Origin of the sequence: Paenibacillus sp. NPDC056579 (genome assembly GCF_042793215.1) — a bacterium.
GTDB lineage: Bacteria > Bacillota > Bacilli > Paenibacillales > NBRC-103111 > Paenibacillus_S.
In genome coordinates this window covers 838056-855712 of record NZ_JBHTVD010000001.1, presented here as the reverse complement: position 1 = coordinate 855712, position 17657 = coordinate 838056, and the positions used below count along the sequence as shown (strand labels likewise).

Sequence of the window (17657 nt, the reverse complement as noted above, 5' to 3'; positions counted from 1 at the left end):
ATAACTTACCACTAAGTGGATGGAAAAAAAAGCAAATAACAGTTGCACAATACTTGCTAAGACGATAGCGACCGACTAAACCGCAGATCCTAGAGCAACGAAAAAAGGGGTTACATCATATACAACCATGTAACACCCTTGTTTTATAAATTATCGTTCATGCATCACTTCAACTTGAACAGTTGCTTCGCGTTTTCACTAAAAATTTTCCGCTTCTTCTCTAACGGAAGCCGCTGCAAAATTTTCGTCGGATCGTCGAAATCCCAATGCGGATAGTCGCTCGAGAACAGCAGCATATGCTCGGCGTCAAACATTTCGAACATAGCGTCCAGATGCTTCGGATTGTCCGGTTCCTCGATCGGCTGCGTAGTCATAAAGCAGTGATCTCGCACATACTCGCTCGGCATGCGCTTTAGCCACGGTACGGAGGAGCGCAAAGCCTTGTAGTTTTTGTCCAGCCGCCACAGCAGCGATGGCAGCCAGCTGACGCCCCCCTCGCCGAACACCACCTTCAGTCCCGGATACTTCTCGAATACGCCTTCACAAACGAAGCTAACCAGGTGCGCCATATAGGTTTGCGGCAAACAAGTATGCCATTGCAAATAATTGGAGACATAACCGACCGCTGTTGGCGGATTGAAGATACCCGCTCCCTCTGAGCCGGGATGTATGATTAAGGGCAAGCCGTTGCGTTCACAAGCCGCATAGATCGGATGGTAAAAGCGTTGGCCGTAAGGAGAGCGGGAACCTCCAATAACGGCCACGCCGATAATGTCGGGATGAGAGCCGACCCGGTCGATTTCCCATGCCGCTGTCTCGGGATCCTGGGTGCCGATACATAAGAAGCCTTTGAACTTCGGACTGACGGACAACCATTCCGCGATCAGGTAGTCATTGTACGCCCTGCAGATCGCAGCCGTATAATCGGGATCGGCGAATGCGGATACGCCAATGATCGAATCCGAGCACAGCAGCGCGTATTCCATATGAAACGGCTCCACCAGATGCTGAAGCATATACTCCGGATCCGAGCCGACAGGCAGACCACTTGGGGGGTCGGCGTCCTTGCGCTTGTTGCCGATCGGTGACGCATAAGGCAGGCCACCTCCGCTCACACCGAATTTAGCAACATGACTTTTCCATGGCTCCTCCAAATAGGGTACGAGGTCCTTATTCGTGCGAAACTGATTGTGCACGTCGCAATCTATAACGGGAATGATTTCTTTACTCTGAGTATGACTCATGGGGATCCATCCTTTCCATCGAAGAGCTGCCGATGAGAATGCCTATCCGGCCGTCCTCTACGACTACCGTGTAGCGGCGTACGCGCACTTTTTCGCTAAACAATGACTTGCCGGTCTTCAAATCAAACTCCCAGCCGTGCCATGGACAACGCACGATCTCCTGATCGCGGCCGTAAATGAATTCGTACACCTGGGATTCGAGCGTCGTGCCGCACACCGGTCCTTTGCACAGCTCCGCCCCCTGATGCGGGCAATAATTAGGAATGGCGCAATATTCGCCCTTTACATTGTAGATCCCGATCGAACGGCCCTCTACGCTTACGATTTTGTACATGCCCTCCGGTATTTCGTCCACCGAGGCGACGGGATATATCGCCATGCTCGTTCATCTCCTCCTCATAAATCTAGCCGATGAAGCTTAGGTTGCGATTGCGGACAACTCGTCTTCGCCAAGCGCTTCGTTGAACACGGCAAGTCCTCCAAGAACCCCGGCAAAAAAATTGCCCATCTCCCCGGAACGATTCACGCCACCTACGGTAAAATCCGCCCCGTTCTCCCCTCCATCGTATAATCCCTCAAAGTAAGCGAACGGATTAAACGCGAGCCGGGCGTCCAGTTTTCCGTCTACATAGACTTTGGCAAATGCGCCGTCATAGGTGAAGGCTACAAAGCTCCACTTCTCCAAAGGAATCGGCGAAGCGCCAATAGCCGAAGTCATGCACCAAGGATACCCTGGAGTCGGCCCGCCTGTTGCAGACACATGCCCGCACACCTGATCCTTGCTGTCCCAAATTCGCAGGTTCAGAAATAGGCAGTACTGCCGCTTTTTCTCCGTCTCGTTCCACATGCCGGCGACCGCCTGACACTGGCCTTCCGGGGCTGCTTCCCGCTTGATCCAAGCTGCTATCGTCAATTTGGCTCCATGCCCCCGGAAATTCAGAGCAGGACAGTCGGAGCGCGGAATGCGAAGCCACTGCCCTCTTTCGAAGCGAAGCGACTGCGGTCCAAATACGCCTTCCGTGAACCGTTCGACGCGCCCGGCCATTTCCTCCAACTGGTACGGATACGGTCCCTTCGCCAGCAGCGCCTCTTCGCCTTGGAAATCCCAGAAGGATACCAGCGCCGGATGACCGGCAATGACGGAATGATGACAATGACTCATTTCTCTACAACTCTCCTTTTTTCGGACATGAGCTTCCCTTACCAAATAGTGAGCCGCTTCCTTCGCGTAACGCTTCATAGAAAACGGCTCACCGCTCGAAACTTCCGGCTTATTTCTTGGTGTACCAGCCGTTCATGGCGTCAATTGCGGCTTTGCCGCCCTTGGCATTGAATTCCTGAACGAATTTATCGAACTCGTCGAGGCTGCGTTTATTCATAATAAATTTCAGTGCGTTTTCTTCCATAAAATTGCGCAGCTCCGAAAATTTCGTATCGTACGCTTCCACGGACGGCGAGAATACCGTCTCCTCGCGGTTGCGCTTGAAAGGCTCCAACGGCTGATAGTAAGGCAGGAACCCTTTCGCCTCCAGCCGGGCGAAGAAGCTCGGGTCCGAATCGCCCAGGAAGTACAGCGTACGCCATGGAATCTCGTTGCTTTGCTCCGGGGTCTGTATGACCTTACCGTTCTCTACTTTGTAATCTTGTCCTTCGATCCCGTAGGTCAGCAGCTTATCTGCATCGGTTCCGTAAATATAGTTGATATATTCCGCTGCGCCTTGTTTGTTTTTGGCTTGCTTGGGAATAACCCAATAGCTGCCTCCAGCCACTGCTTCCTCAGGCACACCGGACTGGCCGTTTTTACCCGTGACCGGGGCAAGAAAACGAATCGTTCCTCCCGACTTCTTCTCCTTGATCGATCGGTCGATCGCCATCGCATCCGCCCAGTACGATATGGAGAAAGCAGCTGTGCCGTTGATCATCTTCTCCTTCTCGTCTTTATTGATGGAGAACTCCTGATCGATCAAGCCTTCGTCGTACCACTTTTTCATCGTGGCTAGAAACTCTTTGAATTCGGGCTGCACCCAGGAAAATTCCAGCTTGCCATCCTTCACAACCGTGGTGGTGCCAACTCCGAATGCGCCGGCAAAAGGCAGGAACGATTGTAGGAAGGTGCCCGGATTAGAGGCTTTGGCCGTAAGAGGGGCGATGTTCTTCTTTTCCTTGATCGTCTTCATCGCCGCATAAAACTCATCCATAGTTTTGGGTTCCTGAATACCCAGCTCCTGCATCATGTCCGACCGGCTCAAAATTCCGGCACCTACCTTTTGCGCAACCCGGTGAGGAAGCCCGTATATTTTACCTTCATAGCGGGTAGCATCCAACACTTCTTTGGAATTCATCTGCGAGACGTTCGGTATATATTTGGCGATCAATTCGTCCAGCGGTTCGAAGGCTCCTTGCTTGGCCAGCTTGAAATAATCGGACTTGCCGTTAATCCGCATCAGGTCGGGAACGTCGCCGGAAGCCAATACGATAGATACCTTTTGGGACGGATTATCCTTGGGGAGCGATTCGTATTTCACATTCAACCCGGATTTCTCTCTGATCTCTTTGGTCAGCTTATTATCATTCATATTGTCCGAGCCCTTGAATTGCTCCATGGAAGCGTGATAAGACATCATCACCTTCAAATCCTTATTTTTGCTGCCTGTCGCATCGCTGGAAGTACCGCCTGCATCCGGGCTCTGGCTGCAGCCCGCCGTCATCCCCGTCAGTAGTAAAGCCGACAAACCGATGAAAGAAGCCTTTTTCATTAACATGCTTACACTCCCCCATTTTTTGATAGCCTTTTTGTATTCGGCCAAGCATCCTGCGTCAACATATCCCAGTCAGGGTAGTGGCTAGCCCTTGACCGCACCGAGCATAACGCCTTTGACGAAATATTTTTGAATAAACGGGTACACGCACAGAATCGGAATGACCACACACAGAATCGCTGCCGCCCGAATCGTCTCCGGAGTGATGTCACGAAACACGTCGAGAACGGCTGTATCCGCCGTCTTCTCATCCGTAACCAGCTGAAGCAGGAACATCTGAAGCGGCATCCAGCGTCGCTCGGTAATATACATCATCGCCTGAAAAAAGCTGTTCCAGTAGCCGACGGCATAGAACATGGATATAGTCGCGAGCGCAGGCTTGGACAAAGGAATGTAGAGCGACCATAAAATGCGCCAGTTGGAAGCTCCGTCCATGCGCGCCGACTCTTCCAGTGTGTCAGGCAGACTGAGAAAAAAGTTGCGTACCAGTATCAAATTGAACGGAGCAAGCGCCCCAGGCAAAATTAGCGACCAGAGAGTGTTCAACAAACCGACTTCCTTGACAACCAAATAAGTAGGGATTAGACCCCCGCTAAAAAACATCGTGATGACGAACAGCAGCATGAGAACCCTTCCGTAAGGGAGATTGCGCTTGGATAGCGGGTAAGCGGCCAATACCGTTAACGCCATGCTGATCAAAGTGCCGACAACCGTAATGAACACTGAATTTGTAAAGGAATCAAAAAACTGTTTGTTCGTAAGCACATACTGATACGACATCCAAGTAAAACCCTTTGGCCACAGTAAGATTTCCTTCGCTAACACATAAGCCTCGCTGCTTAACGATTTGGCGGCGATATGAATAAACGGCAGTATCATCGAAAGAGAAATCAAGCTTAAAATAATGACGTTCACAACCGAAAATGCATTCTCGCCTCTCGAACGAATCATGGCGGCACCTCCTCCTCGTTTTGTTCCGGCTAATAGATGCCGTCTTCCCCCAATCTCCGTGCGATATAGTTCGCTACAATCAGGAGGATGCAGCCTATCACCGACTTGAACAGGCCTGCGGCTGTAGTTAGCCCGAACTGCATCGTGCCGAGGCCCACCCGGAATACATAAGTGTCAATAATATCGGCGACGGAGTACACTGTCGGGTTGTACATCGCGAGCACTTGCTCAAAGCCGACATCCAGCACATTCCCGAGACGCAGCAGCAGCAGCACGACAATAGTCGATCGAATGCCCGGCAGTGAAATATGCCAGATCTGCCGCATTCTCCCGGCCCCGTCCACCGTAGCCGCCTGAAACAGCTCTTCATTGATGCCCAGCAAGGCCGCCAGATAAATAATCGCGCCCCATCCCGCTTCCTTCCAGATGTCGGTTAGCACCAGAATCCAGCGAAACAGCTTCTCGTCGGTCATGAAAAAGATCGGCTTCACCCCAAAAGACTGTATTACCATATTGACGATTCCACTGTTCGGAGACAACAGATCGACCGTAATCCCCCCAATGACGACCCAAGAAATAAAATGAGGCAAATACGTTATTGTTTGCACCGTACGCTTGAATAGTGCAAATCTCAGCTCATTAAGCAGCAGCGCCATGATAATGGGAGCCGGAAAGCCGATGACGAGCTTCATGAGACTGATGATCAGCGTGTTGCGGACAACCTGGGGAAATTCGCTAAAAGCAAACAGCTCGCGAAAATGCTGCAGGCCGACCCAGGGACTTTTCATCACCCCCTGAATAATGTTGAAATCCTTGAATGCGATCACGACACCGTACATCGGCGCATACTTGAACACAAGCAGGAACAGCAGCGCAGGAATTAGCATTAAGTAGAAATCCCAAAACTTCAACAGCGGACGGCGTCGTTTCGCAGCGGCTTTGGACATGGCGGACGTTGGCGTAGTCGCCGCTCTCATGGCGTTCTCCTCCTTTAATCGCAATAGTGTAACCGCTCACATTTACTGTAGCATCTTTGCCAATTCCGTCGTATACCATTTCTTTGCGTTTACTCGCAACTATTTTGTCATGTTGAACCTATTGTTTCGGGAAAATGGGAAAAAGCCGGAAGCATCTCCGGCTACTTGTTCACATCGCTTGGCTTTATTCCCCAATATCTTTGAAAGTTTTTGGAAAAGTAATTGACATGCTTATACCCGACCTGCTCCGATACATCGTAAACCTTACAGCCTTTGGACAAAAGCTCCTTCGCCCGCTCCATGCGCAGCCGCAGCACGTACTCGGTGAATGACTCTCCGATAGCTTCCTTGAAGGTTCTGCTCAAATACGAATAACTGATGTACGTCTTCTCTGAAATGAGATATAAACTGAGCGCCTCTTCATGGAGATGGGCATGAATAAAACCCACGACTTCATTCATCGCGATTTGCGTGCCGCTCTGCCGCCGTTCGGCAATCGATTGGCTGATACGGGAGGACATTCGATCCAGCCATTCCGCGATCTGTTCTTTCGACAGCAGCTGATGGAACTGTTCGAAGTCTTCGAATTCCTCCTTTAACGTATCGCGCAAAGTCCAACCGTGCTTGTGAACCATTCGGGCCAACAGGCAGACGAACCTCCACAACGCTTCCTTCGAATCGGCCAGTACATGCTCTTCCGAAAATTCCGATTCCATAATGGCTGCGATCGTTTGCCTGCGTTTGGACTCGTCTCCCGTTTCAATGGACAGCTCCAGCTCTTTCTCAAGCTGCTCCATAAGCACCCATGAACGCTGCGCTGCTCCATCATTACGATAAGGGATGGCTATGCCGTTGCCGAATATAAGCCGCTCTTGCAGTGCAAGCCTGCTCTGCTTGTAGGCCTGGCTGAGCAGCAGCGGGGTCCTAACGACAGTCCCTATGCCCGCGCTGGCCGTGAGCTTCAAACAATCGTGCACCGTGCCAAGTACCGTACTTACAAGCGAGTTGACTCGATTGCAGAACGCATCTTCTTGAACATCCGCCGGGGCGGAGCACACCACCGCCGTCATACCGTCATCATCTTGCAGCACCATCCATTCCGTTCCCGGCAAGAGGTCTCTTGCAATGGTAAACAGCTGGAATTGGACCAGCGAACGGTCTCGTGGTTGAAACCGCTCATTGTCCTTCGCTATCGGATCCATATCGAGGATAAGCGGAAGGTAGATTTGCCGCTCCAGCGATAGCGCGAACTCCTGGCTGCTTTTCTCAATCTCCCGTTCGGAATAACGCCCGTTCAACCAATTTTTATAGAAAAGCTCACGCAAATGGGGAAAGTGATCCTTCCATCGCTGCTGCAGCGTTTGAAGGTTATGCTTGTCATGCAGCTCCCTCTCTCGAACGCTCCTTGCCTCAAGGACCGTGCTTACAATCTCCTCATTCTCCGCCGGCTTGAGCAGATATTTGAACACGCCATAAGCTATGCTTTCCCTCGCATATTCGAACTCATCGTATCCGGATAACAGAATTGTTTTCACGAGCGGAAATTCCGCCTTAATCCGTTTGGCTAGCTCCAACCCGCTCATCTCAGGCATATAAATATCGCTCAGAACGAGATCGATCTTATCGTTATGCATAATCATAAGCGCTTCTTGAGCGCTCTCGACTGCAGCCGCCAGTTCAAACTGATAAGCGGCCCAGTCGATCCCTTCTGCAATTCGTTCCCTTACATGAGGCTCATCCTCCACGATTAACAGCTTCATTCCCGATCCTCCTTCCGAATAGGTAATATCAGCTTCACCGTTGTTCCTTGTCCTGCGGCGCTTTCCAGAGTCAGATCCGCTTCATCGCCATAATACAGCTTGATACGGGACTTCACGTTCTGCAAGCCATAATAACGCCGGAACTGACGCGTCTCTGCATGCTGGTACGACTGGCTGTTGATCAAGGATAGCTCATGTCGCAGGTCTGTCAAAACTGGCTCCGGAATCCCCTCTCCCGTATCGCTTACTTCAACGATCAGTCTTTCTCTATCCATCTGCGATCGAATAGTAAGCTCGCTCTCCCCCCTGCTTTTATCCAAGCCATGAATGATTGCGTTTTCAACAATCGGCTGCAAGATCAGCTTCAGCATAGGAATACCCTTCGTTTCCTCAGCCAATTGGATGTGGACCGTAAAGTGGTCCTTTCGCAGCTGCTGCACACGTATATAGTACATCAGATGCTGCACGGTCTCCGACAACGGGAACGACTCTCTGCCTTTTCCAAGACTTACTCTGAAAAAGCGGGCGAGGTTTATGACCATCTCGCTAATTTCCGGCACCTGCTTCTTCAGTGCTACCGAGTAGATCGTATCCAGCGTGTTATACAAAAAGTGCGGATTGATTTGCGATTGCAGCAGAGAAAATTCGGCCTTGGCCAACCGAAGCTCCTTCTCATAATCATCCTCGATCAATTTGCGCTGGGTGGCCGCCATCCGGTTAAATCCATTCATGACGAGCCCGAATTCGTCCTTTCTCAGATGCTCGACCTGAAAAGTCAGATTGCCGCTGCCGAACTGCTTGAATGCGCCGAGAAGCTGGCGCAGCGGCTTCGCGATTCCGCTGTAAACAAGCCATGAGATCCACATCGCCAAGATAATGCTAAATGCAATGATGACAAAAGTGAACTTCTGCAGATTTCGGGACAGATGGTATACCTCCGACATCGGCTGTTCCAGCTCAATGGACCAGTAATCGCTTTCAACTTGAATGTTGAACATCGGCTTGCTGCGGACTTCCTCATTTAAAGGATTCGTTTCCAGCACACGCTCCTTGTTATAAAACAAAGTGATGTTAGTATTCTCCGATGTTTGAAGGTGCTGAATGATCGATCGAAAAGCAAGCTTGTCCACAGCCAAAATCATGACATTAGGCTCCTTATTATGACTTAGAAAATCAAGCTGCCTCACGTAATAAATCAGGTCATTGTTTAGATAGTTGGATCGGAACACTTCCGTATCCGTCGGGACATAAGTAACGAGCCCCCCTCTTGCATCGATGGTTTGTTGAAACCAGAACTCCTCTTTGACCCCGGGCCATTTGACACCGCCCTTCAGAGTCGAGACCCCGTTTCCGCTCTCCCCATGAAGAATGTACGCCTCCTTGACCGCTCCGTTCACATTGGTCAATGCCGACAGCTGCTGTTGTACCGTATGGATGCCATAAAGAAGATCCGGTCTAAGCGGGTCGTCGACGTTGCTCCAGATATCCACGATATTAGGGTTCGATGCGATCAATAGCGTTTGCTGATCCATGCTCTTGGTCATCTGTTCGATATACTCCAGCGTGGTCAATAGCGCTCCCTCGGTCCGGTCGCTAATTTGCTCGTTTAAGATGTTTCGCGAATAATAATTGGCAAATACACTAACCGCCACAAGAGGAATCAAAATCAACAGAAACGTCAAGGTCAGTTTGGTTTGAATGGAGTGAGTGCCGGGAACGCGCTTCATCAGCCGAGCCTCCTCGCGAATTTACTGCTATCTTAGATAACTTGCCTGATAACGTCAATACCCAACTCGCGAGGGAAACAAGTTTTTCTTGGTAATGCGGAAAATCGAGGCTTATTTACACATCATGCTATTAGAAAGCAGTTCTTGGCTTTTGACGTATTGAGCTAGTAACGGACAAAAGGAGCCTACTCGTAGAAGCGGCTCTTTGTCGTTTTATGGATATCTGAGGGCTCCCCCCCCTGTATCCTCGTATACTCCGAATCAGTCTTAACTATTATTTTCCTGGCATTCAGAAACCCCATAAAAGTCACAAGCGCTCCCGAAACGAATCGCATGCAATTCCCGCTCCGTAAGTCCCTCTGGAAGCACCTGTGTCAATAGCCTCACAACGTCCGCGTAGCTCCCTTTTTGCGTAGCCACAGGCCAATCGCTCCCATACATAAGCCTACTCGGCCCATATGCTTCAAGAAGATGTGTAACATAAGGGCGCAGCACTTGCGGTCTATTCCCTGCGGGTGTAATCATCCCGGAGATTTTCACCATAACATTAGGGTAGCGCGCGAGCGCAGACATATGCTGTGCCCACTGCTCGCTCAAATGCTCTTGCCCATACGGCGGGCAGGCCAAATGGTTCACTACTACATGAAGCTCCGGAACAAACCGAAGCAGCGTCAATGCATGTTCCAGCTGATGATCGCGCACAAGCAGATCAACCGTCACTTTGTCCTTGACCCAGCGTTTCAGTCGCAGCAAGGCTTCTCCACCGTAACGAGCGATTCGTTCCAGCTGATCGCCATTCAGCCTGACTCCTTTAAACATTCGGTTCACACGCAGACGCTCATAGTGGAGAATGTATTCCGCCTCCACTAAGTACGGGTCCAGCGATCCGACGACTCCCAGAATCCAAGGATGATCAATAATTAACGATAGCAGAAATTCGGTCTCGGCAATAGTCGGAGCAGCTTGAACGGCAATGCAGCCGCCAACCGATTCTTCTTTTAAAAAAGGCAGCAGGTGCTCGGGGGTGAAATCCTGATACAATATGGGATTATCCGGCTTAATCCAACCGTAATCACCGCGCGCCAGCCGCCAAAAATGAACATGACTGTCGATATACACCGGCGTCCCTTCTTTCTTTAATATAACGGCTTTCCGGCAAACAACTCCAGCACCCGGAGCAGCTCTTCATCCTTCAGCCCGCGGCCGTCACAATAGGCCGCATTTTGAGTTACGATGTCCGGGGATGCGGCTCCGGTTAATGTCACGGCGATGTCCTGACACGTCAAGCTGAACCGCATGGCAGCTTCCACAAGACCGTGCGGCTCCGGCTTCCGTAGAAAGTCCAGCAGCCCCATGCGCCGGTCGGCCTCTGCAAGGAGCTCCGGATTATTTAGTAAGAATGGAGCGGGCGTATCCGCCAGCACCCCCATATTCAACGGGCTGCCATTAATTATGGCTACACCGTATTCTCGTGCAAGCGGAAATACGAGCTCACGCGCCGTATGATCGATCAGCGTATAGCGGCAGTACGTCTGCGCCGTATCCAACAGACCGGTACGTAAATACAAAGCAAGCGTATCTGCATTGCGGCCATTCGCACCGATCGCCCGTACCTTGCCTTCCTGCTTCAACTGCTGAAAAGCAGCGAGCGTTCCTTCGCTTGCTTCCTGAAAGGTCGTCGCTTCCGTCTCATGCAGCTGAATAAGATCGATCCAGTCCGTTTGTAACCGCTGGAGGCTTTGCTCCACCGACTTGATCGTGTTGTCATATGTATACGGTTCGCCCCTCATAACCGCTTTAGTTGCAATGACCGCCTCGGACCGTCTGCCTTTGAGAGCAAGCCCAAGCCGGCGCTCGCTTTCACCGCGTCCGTATAACGGCGCGGTATCGAAAAAGGTCACGCCGGCATCCAGTGCGGCGTGCACCGTATCGACCGCGTCCTTCTCACTCGTCGCCCCGAAATCCCCCCCGAGCGGCGCCCCGCCTAGTCCCATTCGCGAGACGCGGATACCGGTTCGGCCCAATGTCGTATATTCCATCTAGATTGCTCCTCTCAGTTTAAGCTCCCGCTGCAGGCGGCTCCAACCGCAGCAGCAGCTTCACGCTGCTGCCGCCCCGGTGCGTCCATTCAGCCAGACGGTAATGGCCATTGCGATTTGGTGCAAGACCGGGATACAGCTCCAGATCCCAAGGTCGATCACCCCGTTCGACCGCGGTTTCTTGCTGAACCGGTTTTACAGAATACTCACTGCCAAGATATCGAAGCGTAACGCCATCGATCATATTGACTGCGATTTCCGACGTATCCGTGCCGTTCGTTGTCAATAGAGGTACGATCGCAGCGACGGCCGTTACTTCACCGCCTTCCGCGCTTTGTACTTCCCAGTCGATAACAACTCCTGTCTTGCTGATCCGGTAACGCTCGATCAACTTGGCGCAACTCCCACAACCTGGACGCGGCAATATGTCTGCCTGTGCACGGTGCAATACCTCCTGCGCTCCCGCTCCGGGAGGTACTCCATCCGGTGACGGGTCCGCAACCGTTACGGAGCGCGCAGTATAGATGACCTCAAAGCAAAGCTCTCCTTTATCATCAGCTAATCCACCGAACGTAGCTTCGGTCAGAGCTTTACTCTGCCCTGACACCCGGCACTCGTCAAACCGCAGCTCCGCCTCCCAAGCCAACGGCTCTGGATCAAACGGCTGTCCCCGATTGTCCACTGCATGGAAAATCTCGTGCTTACGGCGGCCGAAGTCCGCCAGACGATGCCATGTACCATGCTCATCCCGCCACTGGGGCCCGATTGCCACCGCCTGCCATGGCGGCGGCGTTATGGTTCTAGGGCGCATAAAGGCCAGAGGCACTTCACCTTGGGCTCCGGGGATCCCGGCCGACAAGGCCGTCTCTCCAGGAACGCCCGACCGATGTAGCCGTACAAGGCCAGTCGCATCCTGGCCCATCTGTGCCGCCGTGTCGATGCATAGGTGGTATCCCCCTTGCGCAGGGCTTGCCGTAGCATAGATACGATGAAATGATGGCAAGCTCAGCACATAGCTGCCGAGGTCGCAGGGCGCAGGCCGCTCCAGGATATCATCGTCCGCATGCATGTAGCAGGAAGCAGCAATTTTGCCGGCATACAGTAAATAGTTGGCGTCGAACGCATAGAGCTCGTAGCCTGCGCGGCTTCCCGGCGGAAAGCGGTTCTTCACCGGGCGCACCTCCGTCATGTCCGCCCAACGCCGGAGAGAGTCCATGGCGCGGCGTGCAGCTCGTTTAAACACGCCCGCAAGGTGCAGATCTCCCGCAGCTTTGTAGTGAACGGCTTCGCGTTCGCAAATATGGGCAAACGTCAACTCATTCCATAAGAATTGATTGCTGCGGCCGCCGCAGGATACTTCTCCTGTGACCGACTGGGTAAACAGCATGGTCAGCGCCCCGCGCCGCAGCAGCTTCTCAAGTAATAGCGCCGCCGGTCCTGCATAGCCTTCGTCCAGCAATCCCGCCAAATTGTCGCGCGCCGCCAGATCGTACGCTGCGGGGAGATTCGGATCGCGGTACAGGCCTTCTGGCGTAAACCGGGGCAGCTGTGCAGAAATATATTTATCGATAAAGCCAACTGACTCGGCAAGTCCGTCACGGATTCGCATCTGCTCGCCCAGCATCGCATACGTCGCCCAGTTGCGAACGTGCCTTAGGGGCATATTGCGCTCCACCTGCGTATAGGTATACTCGGGATCGATCGCTGCAAGCCGTTCTCTCCATTCGGCCACGCGCCCGGATGCCTGATTCCGGTCCCCGAGCAGTCGCAGCGCCTGCATCAGCATATGCGTCGTGAAGTCCTCGTGGCTGTCCGGCACGCTGCGGCACTGCAGAGCAAGCGTAGCTCTATCCATCGTCGCAAGCACCTTGTCCTCGATTTCTGCGCATCGTCCGGCTGCGAGGAGCACCGCCCCTGTCAACGCAAAGCTGGAGGTGACGAATTGCCGCTCCTTCCCGTCATACGGGTCGATTACGGCTGCAGATTCATCGATGCAGTCCGCAAATTGGCGCAACCGCGCTTCCGCAAAGTCCAGATATGCCTCCTTGGCGGACCGAGCCGTCTTCTTTACATCCAAAGCTTCGCTTGACTCAGGATCGCCACGCCTCTTGAAATAGTCGGTTACGAAGTTGACTGTCTCACCATCATGCTCCAGCGATTCCACGTATGCCCGCTCCGCTGCGGTCAGACCCTCGTATGCGCACGCTGCCATTTCGCTTACCTCCCTATCGCCTCTGACATTCATTGTTTCATGTCGTTCCGCCTCCGGATTTATCTTGTTCTGCCGTGAAGTACCTGTGCATAATCTGACTCCGACGACCATGGAGTGGCATAGGTTGGCGCATTAACGTAGCGCGACATTACCAGCTTTAACCGGATGCCGCTGCCGGGTGCAAGCTTGATTTCAACCCATTTGCTCCCAATCGGCACCGTTCCCGTTTCTTTCCCCTGCTCGTCATAGCACACCGCATGCTCCAAGCGGTGCTCCCCGAAGCAGCCGGCCTGCACGATAACCCTTCGTTCTGCCGCGAGACCGACATTCACTAGCGTCACCGTAGCGCTGTCCGCCGACAGCTCTTCTACAAGCGCACCAACCTGCTCAGGCAGGCCGGGCCTGCGTCCGTCTGCATCAAAATACCTCAGGCGAGCATGCTGCAAACCTCCATGTGAAATGTGCATCGGGGCGCCTAGTGTCAGCTGCACCAGACTCTCGAAGTAAAGCGGGCAATACTCCTGCCAGAAATGGATGCTCGACAAGTCGTCCGTGTTGTACACACCATAATGCCAGTTACGCGGATTTCCGGCTTCCGACCGCATTTTTTCCAACTGCTGCCGGATCAGGCGGTACCCTGCTTGTGTAATTTGCTCGGGATAATCCGGTGCCAGTCCCTGCATATAGCGGAACCATGGATACGTATTGCCGATAAAATGCTTCGTCTCTTTCCGTGTCACCGGATTTCGTCCGGAGACGGAAGGAACGTCGATTTCGCGGAAGTGAGGGGCAGCCTCAATCCGATTCGCCCGCAGCAGGTCTTCCTCCGACATCGACATCGTCCACAGATGGATGGCGTATTTCGGATCCGGCTGCCGATAATCCGTCCATCCTGCGTCGAAATGACGGTGCGGAACGACCCATACGCCGTTTTCCTGCTTCCCGAGCGACCAATTCAAATCGAGCTGACGGCGTGCTTCCTCGAGGTGGGCCATGTCTCCAGAGAGGAGCACAGCGTTCATCGCCGCATTCGTCAGCGGCTCAATCACCGTCATAAAGCCGTGCGGCCAACGCCAGCCGTAATAGCCGCCCCACCATTTGCCGTCCATACATTCCCCAATTTCCCCTGATAGTCCGATATTATCGGGCATAATGCCGCCATTACGCCTCGCTCGATCTTCCCATGCAGCGTAATAGGTTAACACCCAGTCGCGGAAGCGCTCCTCACCCGAGATCAGATAGGCGTGCGCAACAAGAGAGGTCGCATTAAGATTGAGCGGCACGTCGCCACGCGCCATCCGTTCATTCATCAGCCGGATGACCTCGCGATAGACGTCATCGTCGGACCACCTGCATTTTCCGCTGGCGAAATCAACGCCGGGAATATCCTCGAACGGCGCCAAATAGTCGTCCAGCACCCCCCGGTGCGTACACCAGTCCTCTTCCGTCATCGTAAATCTCGGCCCCTGACTTCCAGTGATGGGGGATCGGATCAGCTTCTTTTCTTTATCGTAATTCAACGCCTCCGGGTCGTCACCGGTATACATCCCGGCAAACCGGATGGAACGCTGCACCTGTTTGGGCAAATGCGGATCGGTCAGTCCAAGGAAATATAAATATAAATAGCCCTCGCCATGATGCATCCAATCGTAGTACCGGTCGAATTCATTATGAATTTGTCCGTACTGCGTCCACTGCCAAGTGATGGCGTCCCACATTTTCAGCGCCAGAGCATGAACTTCCTCACTGCCGCCAAGCGCATAAAGCAGGGCCAAATTCATGAACGCCTCATACGGATCGTCCGAACCGTCCATACCCGGCCAGTTATCCCGCCAAATCAGTGTCCCGTCCGGATGCGTATACCGCTGAACGAATTCGACCGCAGCATCGTTCAACGTATCCAGCAGAAGTCGCTGCATCAGCGCCCATTTAGGCGGATTCCAGCCGCTAGCAGCCTCAATCTTCGGCAGCAGCCTGGTACTATCCGATCCTGCACCATCCCCAGCGTCTACAGCCACCTTGGAGAACGCCCCATCCTTATCTGTCATCATATCCGTTCACCTCTCCCCTTCACTTCAAACTGAACCTCACACACCGTTCGGGCAGACGGCTTGATTACAGCCAATACAAGCCGGTATGCCATACGCTCCTCACCTGCAATGGACCGGTAGTGCTCCTCTGTAAACCGGCAGCGGAACCGTTCCGCATCGTATATCATCCTAACGGGGCCGATCGCTACCCATCCCGGCTCCATCAGCCGTGGAGGCATACTGCACATGAAGACGGATTCAAAGGCTTCTGCTCCGCTTGTAAAGACGCATTCATCTCGCAAGGTAAGCCGATAATCCGTCTCGGACGGCGCTTGCGGCCTCTCCCATACGAATTCACGATGCAGCCGATCAAGCACTGTACTGGCAGGATACGCCCTGGTCAGATCGATCTTGTATACGACTCTTCCATCCGTTTGCTCGTATCCGAGCGGAGAAGCGCGATACTGTTCTCCAGCCAACTGACCCGTACCTGCTATGACAGGTACGGAATGACCGTGCGAGCTGGCTGTTAACTGAGCATAGCGATAGGCCGGTTGAAAATATTGCCTAGTATACTCGCCTGCCCCTAGGTCACACAGAACGCTCTGGCCGTACACATGGATGATAAAATGTCCAAGGTCGTTATGATTATGCGGCTCATCGTTACTCCCGCCCTTGGCTGCAAAGGCGACAAGGCCACCGGTATCCTCCGACTTGCTGATAACCCAGCCATGGCCGGGAAAATAATAGTCTTCGAATGGCAGTACTCCATAGTCTCGGTTGATTTCCGAAGCTTCCGGCTCCATCCACAGCAGCATGCGGCTGGCCATCGTCCAGGAGCGGAATGCGCTCCCGTATACGGGTGCTTGATCCGGCAGTGCTGCCTCCGGAAACCGTCTGTGAAGCCGGTGGTACAGCCCCGGCTGATAATCCATTTCCGCAGGAGCATCGGAGAAATTGATCACCTGGCTGCCGGTCAGCATGCAGCTGCGCGGGAAGCAGGCGATACGGCGCAGCTTTTCTCCAGCCAACAAATCGATCTGACCGGCAGTGCGTTCAGCCATCATCTCCGCAAAATAAACGTAGTAACCGAAACCAAACTGCCAGTAAGCGGCTCCTTCCGGCGTTGCCCCTTGTGCATCGAAGCCCTGCAAGTGCTGCCGCAAAGCATGGATCGCCCGCCATAGCATGCCGGCAAGCCTCTCCGGGTCGCGGACGAGCCACATTGCCGCACAGCCGATGCAAGCTGCACAGACAGCCGGCCAATTGTTCGTCTTCAGCTCCCAATTTTGCGGCGCCGGATCGGCGAAATACACGCTCAGCAGTCGCCGCTCCACTTCCTCACGTACCCGATGGACAATCCATGGCTCCAGCTTCGGCTCCAATAAACCGACGATCTCGGCAAGCGCAAGCCCCGTCTCCCCGGCGAATAAGTCCACCGTCTCTCGCGGAGGTGCAGGCTGATCCCATATGCCGCTCGGATACTCATTATGATACAGCCCGACATGAGCCGGAATGACCCATGTATATTCGTCACAAATGGCCCAGATGATATCCTGGAGCGGAGCGATCCAGCGTTCTGCATCCTCGTCTGCAAGCGCCAGCATGGCTAACACGCAGAGCCGGCGTCGACGGTCGAAATATTTATCATCATACCGGGTTCGGTCGCCGGTTCGATGAAATAGTATAAATTCCGAATACGGCAGCAGCTCCACAGGAACGGCTGTAAACGACTCCCCCGCCTTGCGAATTTCATCCCATACGGCCTCACAACGAGGGTCCCGATTACTGCGAAGCCAATATTCCTTGTTTGCAGCCTCCGGGAACAACGGTTTCTCCTGACCAGCGGGATGTTCCAGCGCATTTTTAAGCTGACGCAACGACAATTGATCGATACCTGTCATGTTCCTCCTCCTGAACAAAGCGGATGCACACAGCGGGCGGCATTTCGCCGCCCG

At 53.2% G+C, this 17657-nt stretch carries 13 protein-coding genes; all 13 read right to left on the bottom strand.

Annotated features, from left to right (window positions below; translation table 11 throughout):
* Nucleotides 1-164 precede the first annotated feature (164 nt).
* Complete coding sequence (locus ACFQ88_RS03855; RefSeq protein WP_379452048.1) at nucleotides 165-1244, bottom strand: amidohydrolase family protein; 1080 nt, start codon at nucleotides 1242-1244, stop codon at nucleotides 165-167.
* Entirely contained in the window at nucleotides 1225-1623 is a 399-nt protein-coding gene (locus ACFQ88_RS03850; protein ID WP_239635109.1) for a Rieske (2Fe-2S) protein, read from the bottom strand. Before ACFQ88_RS03850 ends, ACFQ88_RS03855 begins: the two co-directional genes overlap by 20 nt.
* Nucleotides 1624-1662: 39 nt before the next feature.
* Nucleotides 1663-2406 carry a LamG domain-containing protein gene (locus tag ACFQ88_RS03845; RefSeq protein WP_379452046.1) on the bottom strand — a complete coding sequence of 248 codons (744 nt, stop codon included), beginning with the start codon at nucleotides 2404-2406 and terminating at the stop codon, nucleotides 1663-1665.
* Between the two features lie 109 nt (nucleotides 2407-2515).
* A complete protein-coding gene (locus ACFQ88_RS03840) occupies nucleotides 2516-4006 on the bottom strand; it encodes an extracellular solute-binding protein (RefSeq protein WP_379452044.1) in 1491 nt (496 codons plus the stop codon).
* A gap of 81 nt (nucleotides 4007-4087) precedes the next feature.
* Complete coding sequence (locus ACFQ88_RS03835) at nucleotides 4088-4954, bottom strand: carbohydrate ABC transporter permease (RefSeq protein ID WP_379452042.1); 867 nt, start codon at nucleotides 4952-4954, stop codon at nucleotides 4088-4090.
* Nucleotides 4955-4983: 29 nt separating this feature from the next.
* Nucleotides 4984-5931 carry an ABC transporter permease gene (locus tag ACFQ88_RS03830; RefSeq protein ID WP_239635105.1) on the bottom strand — a complete coding sequence of 316 codons (948 nt, stop codon included), beginning with the start codon at nucleotides 5929-5931 and terminating at the stop codon, nucleotides 4984-4986.
* A 161-nt stretch (nucleotides 5932-6092) separates the two neighbouring features.
* Complete coding sequence (locus tag ACFQ88_RS03825) at nucleotides 6093-7691, bottom strand: response regulator (protein ID WP_379452039.1); 1599 nt, start codon at nucleotides 7689-7691, stop codon at nucleotides 6093-6095.
* Entirely contained in the window at nucleotides 7688-9418 is a 1731-nt protein-coding gene (locus ACFQ88_RS03820; RefSeq protein WP_379452037.1) for a sensor histidine kinase, read from the bottom strand. The genes ACFQ88_RS03825 and ACFQ88_RS03820 overlap by 4 nt, the downstream gene beginning before the upstream one ends.
* A gap of 267 nt (nucleotides 9419-9685) precedes the next feature.
* A complete protein-coding gene (locus tag ACFQ88_RS03815; protein WP_379452035.1) occupies nucleotides 9686-10537 on the bottom strand; it encodes an amidohydrolase family protein in 852 nt (283 codons plus the stop codon).
* 17 nt (nucleotides 10538-10554) lie between these two features.
* Nucleotides 10555-11457 (bottom strand): aldo/keto reductase, encoded by a 903-nt coding sequence (locus tag ACFQ88_RS03810; RefSeq protein ID WP_379452033.1) that lies wholly within the window; start codon nucleotides 11455-11457, stop codon nucleotides 10555-10557.
* Between the two features lie 19 nt (nucleotides 11458-11476).
* The gene (locus ACFQ88_RS03805; RefSeq protein WP_379452031.1) at nucleotides 11477-13669 is read right to left on the bottom strand and encodes a hypothetical protein; all 2193 of its coding nucleotides are present in this window, start codon (nucleotides 13667-13669) and stop codon (nucleotides 11477-11479) included.
* A gap of 59 nt (nucleotides 13670-13728) precedes the next feature.
* Complete coding sequence (locus tag ACFQ88_RS03800; RefSeq protein ID WP_379452029.1) at nucleotides 13729-15720, bottom strand: DUF8034 domain-containing protein; 1992 nt, start codon at nucleotides 15718-15720, stop codon at nucleotides 13729-13731.
* Nucleotides 15717-17603, bottom strand: a complete 1887-nt coding sequence (locus tag ACFQ88_RS03795; protein ID WP_379452027.1) for a heparinase II/III domain-containing protein — start codon at nucleotides 17601-17603, stop codon at nucleotides 15717-15719. Before ACFQ88_RS03795 ends, ACFQ88_RS03800 begins: the two co-directional genes overlap by 4 nt.
* Nucleotides 17604-17657 lie beyond the last annotated feature (54 nt).

Bases quoted from the DNA above. Each gene is read 5' to 3' on its own strand.
- ACFQ88_RS03835 (WP_379452042.1), bottom strand. From the start codon at position 4,954: ATGATTCGTTCGAGAGGCGAGAATGCATTTTCGGTTGTGAACGTCATT.
- ACFQ88_RS03850 (WP_239635109.1), bottom strand. From the start codon at position 1,623: ATGGCGATATATCCCGTCGCCTCGGTGGACGAAATACCGGAGGGCATG.
- ACFQ88_RS03820 (WP_379452037.1), bottom strand. From the start codon at position 9,418: ATGAAGCGCGTTCCCGGCACTCACTCCATTCAAACCAAACTGACCTTG.
- ACFQ88_RS03810 (WP_379452033.1), bottom strand. From the start codon at position 11,457: ATGGAATATACGACATTGGGCCGAACCGGTATCCGCGTCTCGCGAATG.
- ACFQ88_RS03825 (WP_379452039.1), bottom strand. From the start codon at position 7,691: ATGAAGCTGTTAATCGTGGAGGATGAGCCTCATGTAAGGGAACGAATT.
- ACFQ88_RS03800 (WP_379452029.1), bottom strand. From the start codon at position 15,720: ATGATGACAGATAAGGATGGGGCGTTCTCCAAGGTGGCTGTAGACGCT.
- ACFQ88_RS03795 (WP_379452027.1), bottom strand. From the start codon at position 17,603: ATGACAGGTATCGATCAATTGTCGTTGCGTCAGCTTAAAAATGCGCTG.
- ACFQ88_RS03840 (WP_379452044.1), bottom strand. From the start codon at position 4,006: ATGTTAATGAAAAAGGCTTCTTTCATCGGTTTGTCGGCTTTACTACTG.
- ACFQ88_RS03855 (WP_379452048.1), bottom strand. From the start codon at position 1,244: ATGAGTCATACTCAGAGTAAAGAAATCATTCCCGTTATAGATTGCGAC.
- ACFQ88_RS03845 (WP_379452046.1), bottom strand. From the start codon at position 2,406: ATGAGTCATTGTCATCATTCCGTCATTGCCGGTCATCCGGCGCTGGTA.
- ACFQ88_RS03805 (WP_379452031.1), bottom strand. From the start codon at position 13,669: ATGGCAGCGTGCGCATACGAGGGTCTGACCGCAGCGGAGCGGGCATAC.
- ACFQ88_RS03830 (WP_239635105.1), bottom strand. From the start codon at position 5,931: ATGAGAGCGGCGACTACGCCAACGTCCGCCATGTCCAAAGCCGCTGCG.